Here is a 17,197-nt window from a genome sequence, read left to right on the forward strand (position 1 = left end):
CTGGATATTGTTGTGTTTCTGCGTTATAATGACGTATATTTACAACATTCACCCCGGTTGGGGCTGCTGTATCGGGCCATGCGCCCAACCCTGCGTGGCTAAGAGTCCTGAGTCCCAGCTTCTTTTAGCACGTACATGACACCTCGGCACACCGGCTCTCTATTTGAGCCTCGCCGGTTACCCCGTGTTCCATCCTTCTCCGTCGCTTGCGCGCGCTTCTTTTGCGCCGTTGCATAACCGTCGGCGCAGGATTCGCTGATTCCCGTCGCCAGCCTGCGGCTCGCCGGGTTTCATTCCATTCGTCAAATCGAAGGAGACCACAACGTGGCAAAACAAATCATCATCGACCATGTATTCAAAGTATTCGGCGACCGGCCCGATGACGCACTGGCCTTGGTCCGCCAGGGCGCCAGCAAGCAGGACATCCTGGCCAGGACGGCATGCACCATCGGCGTGTTTGACGCCACGTTTACCATTGAAGCTGGTGAGATCTTCGTCATCATGGGCTTGTCCGGTTCGGGCAAGTCGACGCTGGTGCGGATGCTGAACCGTCTGATCGAGCCGACGGATGGCCGTATTCTCATCGACGGCAACGACATCAACACACTGCCGGACGCGCAGCTGCGCGCCTTGCGCCGCAAGGACATCAGCATGGTGTTTCAGTCATTCGCGCTGCTGCCGCAACTTACCGTACTGGACAACACCGCATTCGGCATGGAACTGGCCGGCGTGCCCAAAGCCGAGCGCCACGCGCTTGCGCGCCAGGCGCTGGAGCAGGTTGGCCTTGCGGCTTATGCCAACAGCTATCCGGACGAACTGTCGGGCGGCATGCAGCAGCGCGTGGGACTGGCGCGTGCGCTGGCCTGCGATCCGTCCATCCTGCTCATGGATGAGGCGTTCTCGGCATTGGACCCCATCATGCGCGTGGACATGCAGTCGGAGCTGTTGCGCCTGCAGCAGATCAAGCGCCGCACCATTGTCTTTATTTCGCACGACCTCGATGAAGCCATGCGTATCGGCGACCGGGTGGCGATCATGAAAGATGGCCATGTGGTGCAAGTAGGTACGCCGGAAGAAATCCTGCGCAAGCCGGCCAATGACTATGTCTGCAAGTTCGTGCGCGGGGTGGATGCCGCTGCGGTGTTCAAGGCCAGCGACATTGCCCGCAAGAGCCAGATCGTGGTGTCGGAATCGCCTACCCGCGGCGCCCGGGCCGCATTGTCGATGCTGGAAGAACAGGACCGGAGCTATGCCTATGTCGTCGATGCCAGGCGCAAGTTCCTTGGTCTGGTGTCGGCCGATTCGCTGCGCAATGCATTGGATGGCCACACGGGGCCGCTGGGTCTGCAGCACGCCTATCTGCCGGAAGTGCAGTCCATCCGCGCCAATGAAGCGGTGGCGGGACTGTTCGGCCAGGTGGCGCAATTGCCGTACGCGGTGCCGGTGGTGGGCGATGACGGCAGCTTCCACGGCGCCATCAGCCGGACCACCTTGCTGAAATTCCTCGACCGCGATACGCCGCCGATTGCCGAACCACAAGCACAGAAAGGACACGCATGACTTCCAGTACCGTCAACACCGCAGCAACCGTTGCAGAACAAGCCGCCCCAGTCAATCCATGGCTGCCGACGCCACCTGGCGACACCGCGTGGCTCGACGCCGCCAAGCCGGCCGAACACGCCAGCGGCGTTCCACTGTCGCACCTGTTTGACGGTGCGCTACCGCTGGAATCCTGGATCAACCAGGGCCTGGGCTGGGTCGTTGAGCATTGCCGGCCATTCTTCCAGGCCGTACGCCTGCCGATTGATGCCACGCTGAACGGCGTGGGCGAAGTACTGATGGCGGCGCCATCGCTGATGGTGATTGCCATTATCGGCTTGCTGGCCTGGCAGTTTACGCGCCGCGCGCTTGCCGCCGGTACCGTACTGGCGCTGCTGGTTGTGGCGATGCTGGGTGTCTGGCCGGAAGCGATGACCACTCTGTCGCTGGTACTGACGTCGCTTGCGTTCTGCCTGCTGATCGGTTTGCCGCTGGGGATTTTCCTGGCCAATAGCGACCGTGCGCAAAACATCCTGCGTCCGCTGCTGGATGCCATGCAGACCACGCCGGCCTTTGTGTACCTGGTGCCGGTGGTGATGTTGTTCGGCATCGGCAACGCGCCCGGCGTGATCGTGACCATTGTCTTCGCCTTGCCGCCGCTGGTGCGCCTGACCAGCCTCGGCATACGCCAGGTGCGTCCCGACCTGATTGAAGCGGCGCGTGCCTATGGCGCTTCGCCGTGGCAGTTGCTGACCCGCGTGCAGCTGCCGCTGGCCATGCCGTCGATTATGGCGGGCGTCAACCAGTCGCTGATGTTGTCGCTGTCGATGGTGGTGATCGCCTCCATGATCGCGGTGGGTGGCCTTGGGCAGATGGTGTTGCGCGGGATTGGCCGTCTGGATATGGGCCTGGCAACCGTCGGTGGCCTTGGCATCGTGCTGCTGGCCATCACGCTGGACCGCCTGACGCAAGCGATGGGACAGCCGCGCCGTGGCGTGCGTCACTGGTACCAGACCGGCCCGGCAGGCATCGTTTTGCGCCTGCTGCGTGGCAGTTCGGCGCGCGGTGCGGTGAGCACGCCTGCCGTTACACAATAAGAAGAAAGGATCGTAATGCAACGTATTGAACAATTTAAAATCACCTATAAAACGCATCGTAAATTCAAGTGGCTGGCGGCGCTGGCACTGGCGGCGCTGACCTTGACCACCGGCCTGGCCATGGCGCAAACACCGGATGCCAGCCTGCCCGGCAAGGGCATCAAGGTACAGGCGCTGCAAAGCTCACTGGCCGAGGAGAGCTTTCAGACCATGCTGGTCGAGCGCGCCCTGGAGAGGCTGGGTTATGCGCCGCAGCCGGTGAAGGAAGTGGAATATCCCACCGCGCACGTCGCCATCGCCAATGGTGACGCCACCTTCCTCGCAGTCCATTGGGACCCGCTGCACCAGAGCTACTATGACAATGCCGGTGGTGACGCCAAGCTGCTGCGCATCGGCGCGTATGCCGGTCCGGCGGCCCAGGGCTATCTGATCGACAAGGCCACGGCCGAAAAGTACAACATCAGCAATATCGACCAGTTGCGCGACCCTGGCCTGGCCAAGCTGTTTGACCACGATGGCGACGGCAAGGCCGACCTGACCGGTTGCAGCCCGGGCTGGGGCTGCGAGGCCATGATCGAAAACCATATGGACGCCTACAAGCTGCGCGCGACAGTCAAGCATGTGCAAGGCAGCTATGCCGCACTGATGGCGGATACCATCGGCCGTTACAAGCGCGGCGAGCCGATTTTGTACTACACGTGGACGCCGTACTGGGTGAGCGGGGTGCTGGTGCCGGGCAAGGATGTGGTCTGGCTGCAAGTGCCGTTCTCGTCCAATCCGCAGCATGCCAACACCCGGCTGGATGACGGCAGCGATTATGGCTTCCCGGTCGCCACCACACGCATTGTCGTCAATCGCGCCTGGGCCGAGCATAATCCGGCGGCGGTCAAGCTGTTTGAAGTCATGCGCTTGCCGATTGCCGACATCAACGCGCAAAACCAGCGCATGCGTGATGGCGAAAGCACACAGGCCGATATCGTGCGCCATACCGAGGGCTGGATCAAATATCACCAGCAGCTGTTCGATAGCTGGATTGCGCAGGCGCTGTCCGCTGCAACGCCGTGATGATTTACTAAACACGCTAAACAAGGCCGCTTTTCAGCGGCTTTTTCTTTTTCGCGGTACTCCGCGTTTATGCTTGGGACAAGCCATTGATGGAGACTGCATGATGACGCCCAAGAAAAAAATAAATGGTTTATCCCATTTTCTGCTGACGCTCTGCCTGGCAGGCGCGGTGAGTACGTCCAGCGCTGTCAATCCGATTGTGCCGGGCTGGTACGCCGATCCGGAAATCCGTATCTTTAACGGCCAATACTGGATCTATCCGACGTACTCCGCCGACTATGGCGCGCCGGACCGGTCGAAGCACTTCACGCCTGAACAGCAGCGCATGCGTGCGCAATCCCAGCTGATCTGGGAACCCTACCTGAAAATCACCTTCTTCAACGCCTTCTCGTCGCCGGACCTGGTGCACTGGACCAAACATCCGCACGTGCTCGATGTGGAGAATGTGTCGTGGGCGGCCTATGCCGTATGGGCGCCGTCGGCGATTGAACATCAGGGCAAGTACTATCTGTTTTTTGGCGCCAACGACATCAAGAGCAACGACCAGCTTGGCGGCATTGGCGTGGCCGTGAGCGATAAGCCGGAAGGGCCGTTCAAGGATGCGCTGGGAAGGCCGTTGATCGGGCAGATCCACAATGGCGCCCAGCCGATCGACCAGATGGTGTTCAAGGATGACGACGGCCAGTTCTATCTGTACTACGGCGGCTGGAAGCACGCCAATGTGGTCAGGCTGGCGCCGGACCTGCTCAGCGTCGTGCCATTCGACGACGGTACCATGTTCAAGGAGATCACGCCGGACCCCGAGTACGTCGAAGGGCCGTTCATGGCCAAGCGCAAGGGCGTGTATTACTTCATGTGGTCGGAAGGAGGGTGGACCGGTCCCGATTACAGCGTGGCGTACGCGATGAGTTCATCGCCGCTCGGGCCTTTCAAGCGCGTTGGCAAAATCCTGCAGCAGGATAGCAAGGTGGCGCGCGGCGCGGGCCATCATTCGGTAGTCAACATTCCGGGCACCGATGACTGGTACATCGCCTACCACCGCCGGCCGCTCACGGAGACCGACGGCAATCACCGCGAACTGGCCATCGAACATCTGCACTTTAACGAGGACGGCACGATACGGCCGGTTGTTATCACCACCGAGGGCGTCGCCGCGCGAAGGTTGGCGCCCGCTGACCAGTAGCAGCGATGTTAAAGCACTGCTTGCGGGTGCGCCGCAGGCACGCCATCCAGTTCAAGTTTGGCGGCCCAATGGCTCAGATAAAGTAGAACTTGATTAAATATGTGATGGTGATGAGCGAATTCCTTGTGTACCAGCGACCATAAACCGCTGAGATATCCCTTCGCGACCCGCTGGCTTTCCTCCCCGGGCTGACCGGTAGCCGCCACGATCCATTCTAAAAAATCGAAAATCAGCTCATTGAAAGCATACATTGCGAAATAGCGTCCTTCTTCCACCTGTGGCAAATACGTTTTTAATTTGTTGATGCTGGTCTTCAGTGCCGCATCATCGTGTTCTGAATAGTCGCCATTTTTGAGCGCAAGAAGCCGCCGATGCGATTGCCTTAACTCCTCGCGGACGAGTGCAAAGGTAGCAGATTTCTCCTCATCGAAATGCGTCATAAGATAGCCATGACTGATTTCATCCAGACCGTTCAGGAGAGTCAAATGGGCATCGTCTTTTCTGAAGCACGTAGCATACAAATCGGACATCGCCGCCAGCACAGCCTTCTTGAATACAGGGCCTGCAGAAAACATGATAAGGTCATTTTTCGAGGCAGCTTTACCCTGCAGTTCACGCAATGCCAGGTTGAAGGTTTTTAGATGTATCTGTTCGTGTGTCGGCCAGTAAGAAGGCCTGATAATTTTATCTTCAGTTAAGCCGTCGAAGTGGTGGAAGTAGAGGCTGGCCAATACACCGGGAAAATTTTTCGGCGTCGCCCCTTGAACGATGATATGGGGGTTGATAATTAACATGTCCACCTCGCTGAATCGGCGCTGCAGTGCGATGCGTTCAGTGGCTTCAAGTTTTAATTGTTCGAGATCGTCGAACTGATGAGAAATTATTTTTAGCAGGTCTTCCTGGCTTTTGTCCCGTAACAATTTCCTGAAGACCTTGGCTCGCTGTGCAAAGGTCAACACACGAAGATCGATATCGTTCGATGCACTGAACTCCACCATGGCTGTTGCTGACAGCGCGGCAAGTACCTCGGCAATCCATGCACGATTCTGGGACTTTATATCAACGTTATGCGATGCTGTGAATTGCAGAAGCTTAAGTAGCTGTTCTTCTTCAACTTGGCCAAATTGGCTGACGCATTTTAGAAAATGCGATGGCTCTTCTAACAGGAATTCACCAAATCTCAGCCATAGATCGTTTGCATAAGGCGCATAGGGGCTATGTTTTGACAGGATGGCTTTGCCTAATGCCGCAATAATTGAGTCGGGAACACAAGCCCAATCCATCGCATCAATGACTTTCGGAATGTCCACTGCGCGCAATCCGCCGTCGATCAACTTTGCCAGCAGTCTGTCTGCAGATACCGACTTTCCTGCCTGTTTTTTTACAATGTCAGCAAACATTTCTTCCGAGGTCTGATCCTTTCCGCGTGCCGTGATGACGTGCGTGTTTTCTTCCAGGGCCTGCATTGTTGGGAACAATTGATTCATGCAGATCTTGTAGGCAAATAACAGTCCTTCAGTGCAGAAAAATTCGCTCTGACCTTCAAGCGGAGGCAGGCCTGGAACCCGCCATCCGTGACGGCGGAGAATCAGTTTCATCGTGGTCTCCGCATTGATGGCCGCTTCCCTGGAGGTTGCAATGACCAGCGCGCAGTAGATATTCAGTTGCCCGCCCCAGATTTCATTTATTTTATCGAGGCGCCGATCTGCCGCAACGCCCCAGCCAACCTTGAACATGGGTTCTGACTTGTGTGGAATGATGTAAAACGCGGCTTCACACGGGCTGTCGGCTACGTCTTCACTGAAGAAAAAATCACCATCCAGAAATTTGTCGCCGAGGATTTTGCGGCGGCTTCGTGGTTTGAGTTTTAAATAAGATTTATACATAAATATATGAAAACTTGAGAGGCCGCCCCTGCTCTCCAAGACAGCAGGGGCAGATGGGTAAGCCATCATACAGACTGGCATGGGCACTAGCGCCTTGCCTGCACAGCATGATCCGGAGCCGCCCGGGGCGGCGAATCGCCGTCGTTTTTACCTGAAGCTACATGAAGACTATTTGCAGAAAAGTCACAGTTTACAAAAAAGACATCGTGGCTTGAAGGACGCGTGCTATAGTTTCTTCCGAATTATCTAAACGGTAATTTTTTACGTTTTGCATGATTACCTAACATATCATTTGTCATGCCATCGCCGTCGCGGATGAACTCCGCAGGCTGCCCCAACGGAGTTGAAGAATGTCGCCAGAAAATCAGGTCGAGACGCTGTACGAAGTGGTGGTAAACGAAGAAGAGCAATATTCCATCTGGCCTGTGACCAAGGCCATTCCCGCAGGCTGGCGCACCGTAGGTGTGCAGGGCGCCAAGCAGCTTTGCCTGGATCACATCAATACTGTCTGGACCGACATGCGCCCGCTGTCGCTGCGCCAGCAGATGGCCGCAGCCCAGTAATTCCGCACCGACGGCCCACTTTACCAATTTATCCAGCCGGGACTACGGCGCCCAAGCCTGAACGGTAGCGGCGTCTGGTCCGGTCTATGCCGTGCCCGGAAATATTCTGGTGCGCGTGAGGCACCGTATTGCCCGAAAGTTGATGAGGTCCACCATGGAGCATCCATCCCGTCCTGCTTTTGCCACGTTGCTCGAGTTGCTGTCTTTTCGCGCGTCGCCGCAATCCGGCAGTGCGGACAAGATGGCTTTCAGCTTTCTCGACGACGGCGAAAATGTCAGTGACACGCTGACGTTTGCGCAACTGGACTGCCGCGCGCGCAGCCTGGCCGCGCAGTTGCAGCGGGTCTGCGAACCGGGCGACCGGGTGCTGCTGGTTTATCCGCCAGGGCTGGACTACATCGCCAGCTTCTTCGCCTGTGCCTACGCCGGTGTGATTGCGGTACCGGCGCTGCCACCTGCGAATGCGAAGACGCTGCCACGCTTGCTGCTGATGGCGGAGGATGCGCAGCCGGCAGTGGCGCTGACACTGTCGTCGATCGCCGCACGCGTGGAGCAGATGCAGGCCGGCAGCGACAACGTGTTGACCCGCTTGCGCTGGCTGGCCGGCGATGCGCTTGACGATGCGGCCGCGCAGTGGGCGCCGCCGTCCACCCAGCCGTCGGACATCGCCTTCCTGCAGTACACCTCGGGTTCGACGGGCACACCGAAGGGCGTCATGGTCAGCAATGCCAACATCCTGGCCAATGCCCACTTCATCGCGACCAGCTTCCCGTTCAGCGCCGGCGATACGGTGGTGTCCTGGCTGCCGCCGCATCACGATATGGGCCTGGTCAGCATGATCCTGTGTCCTGTCTATGCCGGCTACCACAGCGTGCAGTTCCCACCTGCGGCGTTCCTGATGCGTCCTTACCGCTGGCTCAAGGCTGCCAGCGACTATCAGGCCCGCTTCATCGCCGCGCCCAACTTTGCCTTTGAACTGTGCGTGGACAAAATCACGGATGAGCAGAAGGCAGGGCTGAAACTGGATTTGCTGGAGTATGCGCTGAACGGCGCCGAACCGGTACGCCCTGCGACCTTGCGCCGCTTTGCCGAGGCCTTTGCACCATGCGGACTGCGTCCAGAGATCGTCTTGCCCGTGTTCGGCCTGGCCGAAGCGACGCTGTTCGTCACAGGCCAGTGCAAGGCCACACCAGTGGCGCAGCGTGGCTTCTGCGCGGACAAGGCAGCGCTGGCGGCCGACCGTATTGAGGCCGCCGCCGGCGATGGTGTCGAATTCGTCTCGCTGGGCGCGGCGCGCATGGGCGGACATGAGGTATGCATCGTCGAACCGTCCGGCGGCGAAGCCTGCATCGAAAACGTCATCGGCGAGGTCTGGGTACAAGGGCCTTCCGTCGCCCAGGGTTACTGGCGGCGCGAGGAGGCCACTGCGACCAACTTCCACGCCAAGATACGCGGCAGGGAAGGGCAGTGGATGCGTACCGGCGACCTGGGTTTCCTGCGCGAGGGCCAGCTGTACATCGCGGGCCGCATCAAGGAAATGATGATCTTCAATGGGCGCAACATCTACCCGCAGGACGTGGAGCGCACCATCGAATCGCAGGACCCGGCTTTCAGGACCAATGGCTGTGCGGTGTTCGCGCTGGAAGAACAGGCCGGAACACGGCTGGTGGTGGTGCAGGAGCTGGAGTCGCGCCGTGAGCCCGATCATGCGACGCTGGCGTCACGCCTGCGCGCGGAGCTGGCGGAACAGCATGAACTGTATGACGTCGCTGCGATCGTACTGGTGAAGGCGGGGCGCATACCGCGTACCTCCAGCGGGAAAATCCAGCGGATCCGCTGCCGTGACCTGTTCCTGGGCGGTGAGCTGGACGTGCTGTGGCGCTGGGACGCACCGGTGGGCACCATCGCCGCAGCCACCAACTTCGCCATGGGCGCGGATGAGCAGGCGCTGGCCGCCATCTGGTGTGAAGTGCTGGATCTGCCTTCGGTCGACATGCATGCAGATTTCTTTGCATTGGGCGGCCAGTCGCTGCTGGCGACGCGTGTACTGGCTGCGGTGCGCGAGCGCATGGGCGTGGAACTGCCGCTGCGCGCGCTGTTTGATGCCCCCAACATCGCGGCGTTGGCAGATCGTATCGCCGCAGCGCGGCTTTTGCCGCCAGCCACGTCCGAACCTGTGGCGGTGCGCGGTACAGGGCCAACGCTTTTGTCGTTTGCGCAGCAGCGCCTGTGGTTCCTGGAACAGTTCGAGAACGGCGCAGGCAATTACAATCTGTGTGGCGCACTGCGGCTGCGCGGCCCGTTGGATATCGGCTATTTGTCGCAAGCGCTGAACGGCGTCGTGGCGCGCCATGAAAGTCTGCGTACCACGTTCGGCATGGTGAACGGGCGGGCCGTGCAGGTGATTGCGGCTACCACGCCGCTGCCTTTGCCAGTGGTCCAACTGGCCGCAGCGGCGGCAGAGGCTCAACTTACGACGCTGCTGACGCAGGAAGCGGCTGCGTCGTTCGATCTCGAACATGGCCCGCTGTTGCGTGCCCGCCTGTTCGTGCTGACGGACGACGAGCATGTGCTGGCCTTGTCCATGCATCACATCATCGCCGACGGCTGGTCGGTCGACCTGCTGATCGATGAAATCGCGCAGAATTATGCCGCCTGCGAAAGCGGCGCCAAACCCGCGTTGACCGCGCTGGCCGTGCAGTATGCCGACTATGCGGCATGGCAGCGCACCTGGTTCAGCGGTGACCGTCGGGCAAGCCAGTTGGACTACTGGCGCAGCCAACTGGCAGGCGCTCCCGCCTTGCTTGCCCTGCCAACCGACCGGCCACGCCCTGCACGTACCAGCTATGCAGGTGCGGTTCACCACTTCCATATCGACGCGGCTTGTTCTGCTGCCATTGCCGCACTGGGGCGTGTGCACGGCGCGACGTTGTTCATGACGCTGGCCGCTGCGTTCAATGTGCTGTTGGCCCGCTACGCCGGCCAGGACGATATCTGCATCGGAACGCCGGTCGCTAACCGCCCACGGCGGGAATTTGAGCCGCTGATCGGCTTCTTCGTCAACACCACGGTATTGCGTACGCATGTGAATGCGGCTGCATCCTTCACTGAACTGCTTGGCCAGGTGCGCGCAGCGGCGTTGGCCATGTATGCCCACCAGGATCTGCCATTCGACCAGCTGGTGGAGGCGCTGCGACCGGAACGTAGCTCCGGCCACGCACCCTTGTTCCAGGTGATGCTGGCGTTGCAGAATAGCCCAGTGCATGAAATCTCTGCCGGTGCATTGCGCATGCGACTTGAAACCATCGACCGCGCGGCCTCGCAGTTTGACCTGACGCTGAATGTGCTAGAACGGGACGACCAGCTGGAATGCACCTTTGAATATAGCACCGCGTTATTTGACGCTGCCCGTATCGAGCGCATGGCGCAGCACCTCGTGACGCTGCTGGCGGCGATTGTGGCAACGCCCACGCTACCGCTGGCCAGTCTTGCGATGTCCAGCGACGAAGAGCGGGCATGGCTCGCCAGCCTGAATCAGACCGTATTCGACTTTTGCGCACCACAGACCTTCCATCAATTATTCGAGGCACAAGTTACGCGTACGCCGGAAGCCCCGGCGTTGATCTGCGGCGGCGAGCGGTGGACGTATGCGCAACTGAACCGCCGGGCGAACCGGTTGGCACGCCATCTGCGCGATGTCGGCGTCGGCGCGGAAGTGCACGTGGCGCTGTTGCTGGATCGTTCGCCCCACATGATCGCTGCGATTCTGGCTGTGATGAAGGCGGGCGGCGCCTACGTACCGTTGGACCCGGACTGGCCAGAAGAACGCCTGACATGGCTGTTGAAGGACGCGGTGCCGCTGCTGGTGTTGAGCACTACTGCGCTGCGTGGGCGGTTGCCGCGCGGCGGAATGGAAGTGCTGTGCATCGACGCCATGCAAGGCGCAATCGACGACAGCAACCTGCCCAGCGTTAGCCATGCCGGCAACGCCGTCTATATCATCTACACTTCCGGCTCCACCGGCCAGCCAAAAGGCGTGATCGCCACGCACGGTGCAGTGGCCAACCTGGCGCAATCGCATATCCGCGACATCTGCCGTCGGCACCAGCTAAAGCAGGCGCATACCAGCTTCAATGCACCCTATGTGTTCGATGCCTCGGTATCGGAATTGGCCATGCTGCTGGATGGTCAAACACTGCATGTGCTACCGGACAGCGTACGTCAGTCCCCACAGGCGCTGGCGGCTTATCTGGCGGCCCACGATTTGCAGCTGCTGGATACCACGCCGATGCAGCTGCGTTATCTGCTGGATCAGCAGGCAATATTGCCCAAGGTGGTGATGCTTGGTGGCGAAGCGATAGACCTCGTGCTGTGGCAACGGCTGCAGGCCATCCCGGATACACGTTTCATCAACGCTTACGGGCCGACGGAAGCGACTATTGACGCCACGTTGGCGGAGATCGACGAGACACATGCGCAGCCCTTGATCGGCAAACCGGAAGCCAACGTGCAAGCCTGGATACTGGATGCGGCGTTGGATCTGGCGCCGTCCGGCGTTCCGGGCGAGCTGTATATCGCTGGTACAGGGCTGGCGCGCGGTTATCTAGGCCGCGCAGCCCTTACTGCAGAGCGCTTCCTGCCTAACCCATACGGCGCTCCGGGCGCCAGGATGTACCGCACTGGTGATCTGGCGCGCCATGCGATGGATGGCAGCATCGTTTATCTGGGCCGCAGCGACGATCAGGTCAAGCTGCGTGGCTTCCGCATCGAGCTGGGGGAAATCGAAGCTGCGCTCCGGCGTATCGAAACCGTGCGTGAAGTCGCCGTCGTGCTCAGGGATGAGCAACTGCTGGCCTATCTGGCCGCGCCAGCCACGTTGGATGCGGCTGTGCTGCGAGCGCAATTGGTGCGTCTATTGCCATCGTATATGCTGCCCAGCCGCTTCATCGTGCTGGAGAACTTGCCGCTAACGCCTATCGGCAAGGTGGATCGCCGCGCACTTCCTGAGCCATTGGCAGCAGAGGAAGCAGATTACGCAGCGCCACGCAATGAGCGCGAAGCGTTGTTGGCCGCCATCTGGCAAGATGTTCTGAAGATTGAACGCATTGGCATCCACGACGATTTCTTCGCCGTCGGTGGTCACTCCTTGCTGGCGGCCCAGCTGACTGCACGTATCCGCGCCGAGCTGCATTGCGAGCTGTCAGTGCGCGCCGTATTTGAAGCGCCGAGCGTGGCGCAACTGGCGGCGGTGCTGGATGCGTCGCGGGAGGCGGCAACGTTCGCCATCAAGCGGCGCCCGGCGGACGCCGCATCGCCGCTGTCGTTTGGCCAGCAACGCCTGTGGTTCCTGGACCGGTTTGAAGAAGGCAGTACTGCCTACAATATGTCCGGAGCGGTGCGCCTGCGCGGTGAACTGGACCTGGCGGCATTGACGCGTGCCCTGAATGCGGTGGTAGCGCGTCACGAATCGCTGCGCGCCCGTTTTCAGGACGTGGACGGTAAGGCGATCCAGGACATCGTTGCCGAACTGCTTATCGACCTGCCGCTGACCGACTTGTCTGCGATGCCCGACCGCGCAGTGCACAGCCAGCGCATGATGCAGGAAGAATCGGAGCATCGTTTCGACCTGAGCCAAGGGCCGTTGCTGCGCGCCAGGCTACTGCGCATGGACGCACGCGAGCATCTGCTGATGCTGAACATGCACCATATCGTTTCCGACGGCTGGTCGGTGAGCGTGTTGATCTCCGATCTGGCCACGCTGTATGCGGCATTCAGCCAGCAATTGCCGTCGCCTTTGCCGGAACTGCCGATCCAGTATGCAGATTATGCCGCCTGGCAGCGCGCCCGGCTCGAGGGATCGATGGCGGAACGCCAGCTCGATTACTGGCGCAAGCAGCTCGCCGATGCTCCGGCTGCGCTGGAGCTGCCTGTCGATTATCCGCGCCCAACGCTTCCTGCCTATCGCGGGGCGGTGGCGCATTTCCACATCGGCCAGGACACGATGCAAGGCTTGCATACCCTGGCTCGCGGTCAACAGGCCAGCCTGTTCATGACCTTGTGCGCCGCATTGCAGCTGCTGCTGTCACGTTATTCCGGACAGGCGGACATCTGCATCGGCACGCCGGTTGCCGGTCGCGATCAACTGGAAACCCAACGCCTGATCGGCTTCTTCGTCAACACACTGGTGCTACGCACGCGCATCGACAGCAGCTGGAACTTCGTGCAGCTGCTGGATCAGGTACGTCAGACGGCGCTGGATGCCTACGCCAATCAGGATTTGCCGTTCGAACGCTTGATGGAAACGCTGCAGCCTGAGCGCCAGGTAAATCGCTCACCGCTGTTCCAGGTGATGCTGGTGTTGTTGAATACGCAGGCGGAACGCCAATCGCTGGCGGGGCTGGAAATGGAGGTGGTGACTGAGGACAGCCGTCGCTCGCAGTTTGACCTGACCCTCAATGTACAGGAAGAGCCGGATGGCCTGCGCTGCGCATTCGAGTACAACACAGACCTGTTCAGCGCTGCCACCATGGCACACATGGGACAACACTTTTCTCGCCTCCTGGCCACCGTTGCAGCTGACGGTAGTGCCAGCATCGGCAGTATTCGCCTGACCAGCGACGCGGAGCGCCATCATATTTTGCATGCATTGAATGCGACAGCAAGCCCGGCGCCGCTGGAGCAGGGTATCGCAGCGCTGTTCGAAGCACAGGTCACGCGTGCTCCCAATGCGATCGCGGCGGAGATGCCTGGCCCTGCGGGTAACGTCAGCATCACATACGCAGAACTGAATGCACGCGCCAACCGTCTTGCACATCGCTTGCGCGAGCAGGGTGTCGGGCTGGACGTACTGGTGGCTATCAGCGCCGCCCGCACGCTGGATACCCTGAGCGGCCTGCTGGCGATCCTGAAAGCTGGTGGCGCCTATCTTCCGTTGGACCCGGCGTATCCGCGGGAACGCCTGACATATATGATCGCCGACGCACGACCAAGGCTGCTGCTGACCTGCGCCGCGATGGCCGACAGCCTGCGTATCGAAGGACTGCCGCAGTTGCTGATAGACGGCCAGGACGACGGCGGCGCCGACACCAACCTGTCACCGCAAGGCCACGCGGCCAATCTGGCCTATGTCATCTACACGTCAGGCTCCACGGGGCAGCCGAAGGGTGTGATGAATACCCGTGCGAATCTGGTCAATCACTTGTGGGCGCATATTCGCACTTGTCGCCTGGCGCCGGGCGACCGCGTACTGCAATTCGCAACGCTCAACTTCGACGCCTCGGTAGAAGAAATTTTCCCGCCACTGATCGCGGGCGCCACGGTCGTGCTCCGGCCCGAAGAACTGATGGACGGCGCAGCGTTCACGGCTTTCCTGTCGGCCCAGCGCATTTCCGTGGTTGATCTGCCAACCGCCTATTGGCACCAGTGGACCGATGACATGAGCGCTGGTGCGTTGCCGTTGCCTACCGATCTGCGCCTCGCCATCGTCGGCGGTGAAAAAGCGCAGCCAGAGCGGCTGGCCCAATGGCTGCATTTACGCGGCGCGGAACGCGTAAGATGGCTCAATACCTACGGTCCGACGGAAACCACGATCAGCGTCACCAGCCACGAATGTGCTGTAGATGCACCGGCTGGCCCCATCCCGATAGGCCGGCCGATGGCCAATGCGCAGGCGTACATACTGGACGCGGCACTCGAGCCGGTACCACAGTGTGTTGCAGGCGAGCTGTATATCGGCGGTGCAGGACTGGCTCGCGGCTATCTGGCACGGCCAGGCCTGACCGCCGCAGCCTTCTTGCCTGATCCGCACGGTATCGCCGGCGCCCGCATGTACCGCACGGGAGACCTGGCACGCTGGAATATGGACGGCACGCTGGAATACCTGGGCCGCGTTGATCGCCAGGCGAAGATACGCGGCTTCCGTGTAGAACCTGATGAGGTGACAAGCGCATTGAATGCCTTGCCGCAGGTCGCTGCCGCCACCGTGATGGTGAGGGAAGACGAAGCCGGGCAGCCGCGTCTCATCGCTTACGTCGTAGCGCGCGCGGATAGTGGCGACAAGGACGATGCCGCGTTACGTGCGGCGCTGGCGCGTACGCTGCCCGACTATATGCTGCCATCCCACATCATCTGGCTGGACGCCTTGCCACTGACGCCCAGCGGCAAGATCGACCAGCATCGCTTGCCGGCGCCGCAGGCAAGCCCGCAAAGTATTCTGGGAGATGATGCGTCACCACATCCCGGTGTGGAAAACCAGCTTGCGGCGATCTGGCAGACTGTGTTGAAGACCGCCGCAGTCGGACGACATGATAATTTTTTCCAGCTAGGCGGTGATTCTATTCTCAGCCTGCAGGTCGTCTCGCGCGCGCGTCAGGTAGGCTTGCAGTTTTCTCCGCGCGACCTGTTCCGCCAACCCACGGTGGCTGGTCTGGCGCCGCTGGTGCAAAGCGTGTCGTCCGTAGCCGCCACCGCGAGCGATGCGGTGGGTGATGTACCACTGACGCCAGTACAGCACTGGTTCTTCGAACAATCGCTGGCGAATACCACGCATTTCAATCAATCCGTTCTTCTGGAAGCGCGTATCGATGCGGGGCGGTCTGTACTGAATATGGCGCTGAAGGCGATTCTTCAGCAGCACGCCGGATTGCGCCTGCGCTTCACCTGCGAGCAGGGCGTCTGGCGCCAGCAATACGCCAAGGAAGTGCCCGAGCAGATACTGGAAGTGTTTTCACTACCGGACAACGCCGCCGTGATCCGGCATGCCTCAATCATTCAGGCGGCATTGGACTTGCGGCGTGGGCCGCTATTCCGGGCGGTGCGTTATGAAACGCCAGACGGCGTGCGTTTGCTGCTGGTTGCACATCACCTTGTAGTTGATGCGGTGTCCTGGCGGATCCTGCTCGCGGACTTGAATACCGCGTGTGCTCAAATGGTGCGTGGAGAGGCAATGCGCCTTCTGGCGGCATCCAGTTCGTACAAGGACTGGGCGACCCGTCTGTCGCCCTACGCCGGTAGCACAGCAGTATCAACAGAACTACCTTATTGGCAAAGGACAGCCAAGCTGGCCCCATTGCAGGTGGACGTCCCTGCAGGCGCCAACCTGGTATCCGATGCGGTCACGCTGGATCTGATTTTCAAAGAAGTCAGTACTGCTGATCTGCTGTCCTCATTGCCAGCGCGCGGCGCTAGCGTGGAGGAAGCGTTGCTGACTGCCCTGGCGCTGGCCTTCAACGAATGGCGTGGTCAAAGTGCATTGAGCATTCTGCTGGAAGGTCACGGCCGCGAGGATTTGTTCGATGGCGTGGACCTGTCGCGCACTGTCGGCTGGTTCACCGCGCTTTACCCGGTCACGCTATCGCTGTCCAGCCGTGCCTACGGCGACGCTTTGAGACAGGTCAAGGAGCAACTGCGCGCGGTGCCCGCAAAAGGCCTTGGCTATGGCCTGCTGCGTTACGTCACCGGCGCACCGGCACTTAGTATACAAGGCACACCGGCGGTCGCGTTCAACTATCTGGGCCAGGTGGGCGATATGTTCGATAGTGAGTGCGCTTACGTTCCTGCTGCTGCCTGGCAGGGAGCGGACAACGGACCCACAAACGCGCGCGCGCACGAACTGGAAGTAGACGCCGTCATCATGAAAGGCCAACTCAAGATCTCGCTCTGTTACGGCAGCTTGCGCTTCCGCGCGGCGTCTATTCAGACGCTGGCGGATTTGTTTGCGCACCACTTGCAAGGCCTGATTGCTCACAGCACGCACACGCCGGACAGCGCACACGTCAATGCGGCCGATTTCAACCTGGCGGGACTGGACCAGGATGAACTGGATGCGCTGCTGGACGATCTGGATGAGATGGAAAACTAAGGAAT

General features: G+C 60.2%; 7 protein-coding genes. 6 read left to right on the forward strand and 1 reads right to left on the reverse strand.

Annotation, left to right across the window (positions count from 1 at the left end; all coding sequences use genetic code 11):
• The first annotated feature begins 324 nt into the window (after positions 1-324).
• The 4 genes from proV to GTP58_RS06660 all read left to right on the forward strand — a co-directional run bounded on the left by proV (position 325) and on the right by GTP58_RS06660 (position 4,884).
• Positions 325-1,560, forward strand: coding sequence for a glycine betaine/L-proline ABC transporter ATP-binding protein ProV (gene proV, locus GTP58_RS06645; protein WP_161076746.1), 1,236 nt, complete (start codon positions 325-327; stop codon positions 1,558-1,560).
• The gene (gene proW / locus GTP58_RS06650) at positions 1,557-2,636 is read left to right on the forward strand and encodes a glycine betaine/L-proline ABC transporter permease ProW (RefSeq protein WP_161076747.1); all 1,080 of its coding nucleotides are present in this window, start codon (positions 1,557-1,559) and stop codon (positions 2,634-2,636) included. The genes proV and proW overlap by 4 nt, the downstream gene beginning before the upstream one ends.
• 15 nt (positions 2,637-2,651) lie before the next feature.
• Positions 2,652-3,701 carry a glycine betaine/L-proline ABC transporter substrate-binding protein ProX gene (gene proX / locus GTP58_RS06655; protein WP_161076748.1) on the forward strand — a complete coding sequence of 350 codons (1,050 nt, stop codon included), beginning with the start codon at positions 2,652-2,654 and terminating at the stop codon, positions 3,699-3,701.
• 100 nt (positions 3,702-3,801) lie between these two features.
• Complete coding sequence (locus GTP58_RS06660; protein WP_229215438.1) at positions 3,802-4,884, forward strand: glycoside hydrolase family 43 protein; 1,083 nt, start codon at positions 3,802-3,804, stop codon at positions 4,882-4,884.
• 8 nt (positions 4,885-4,892) lie between these two features.
• On the opposite strand, the gene GTP58_RS06665 is transcribed toward GTP58_RS06660, so the two are convergent.
• Complete coding sequence (locus GTP58_RS06665; protein WP_161076749.1) at positions 4,893-6,839, reverse strand: hypothetical protein; 1,947 nt, start codon at positions 6,837-6,839, stop codon at positions 4,893-4,895.
• Positions 6,840-7,120: 281 nt separating this feature from the next.
• Here GTP58_RS06665 and GTP58_RS06670 point away from each other — a divergent pair, with 281 nt between their 5' ends.
• Together GTP58_RS06670 and GTP58_RS06675 are read left to right on the forward strand one after the other, a co-directional pair.
• Complete coding sequence (locus GTP58_RS06670; protein WP_161076750.1) at positions 7,121-7,333, forward strand: MbtH family NRPS accessory protein; 213 nt, start codon at positions 7,121-7,123, stop codon at positions 7,331-7,333.
• A 154-nt stretch (positions 7,334-7,487) separates the two neighbouring features.
• Positions 7,488-17,192 carry a non-ribosomal peptide synthetase gene (locus GTP58_RS06675; RefSeq protein WP_161076751.1) on the forward strand — a complete coding sequence of 3,235 codons (9,705 nt, stop codon included), beginning with the start codon at positions 7,488-7,490 and terminating at the stop codon, positions 17,190-17,192.
• Positions 17,193-17,197 lie beyond the last annotated feature (5 nt).

It is taken from the genome of Duganella sp. CY15W (assembly GCF_009857555.1).
In the GTDB taxonomy this organism is placed as follows: domain Bacteria; phylum Pseudomonadota; class Gammaproteobacteria; order Burkholderiales; family Burkholderiaceae_D; genus Rugamonas; species Rugamonas sacchari.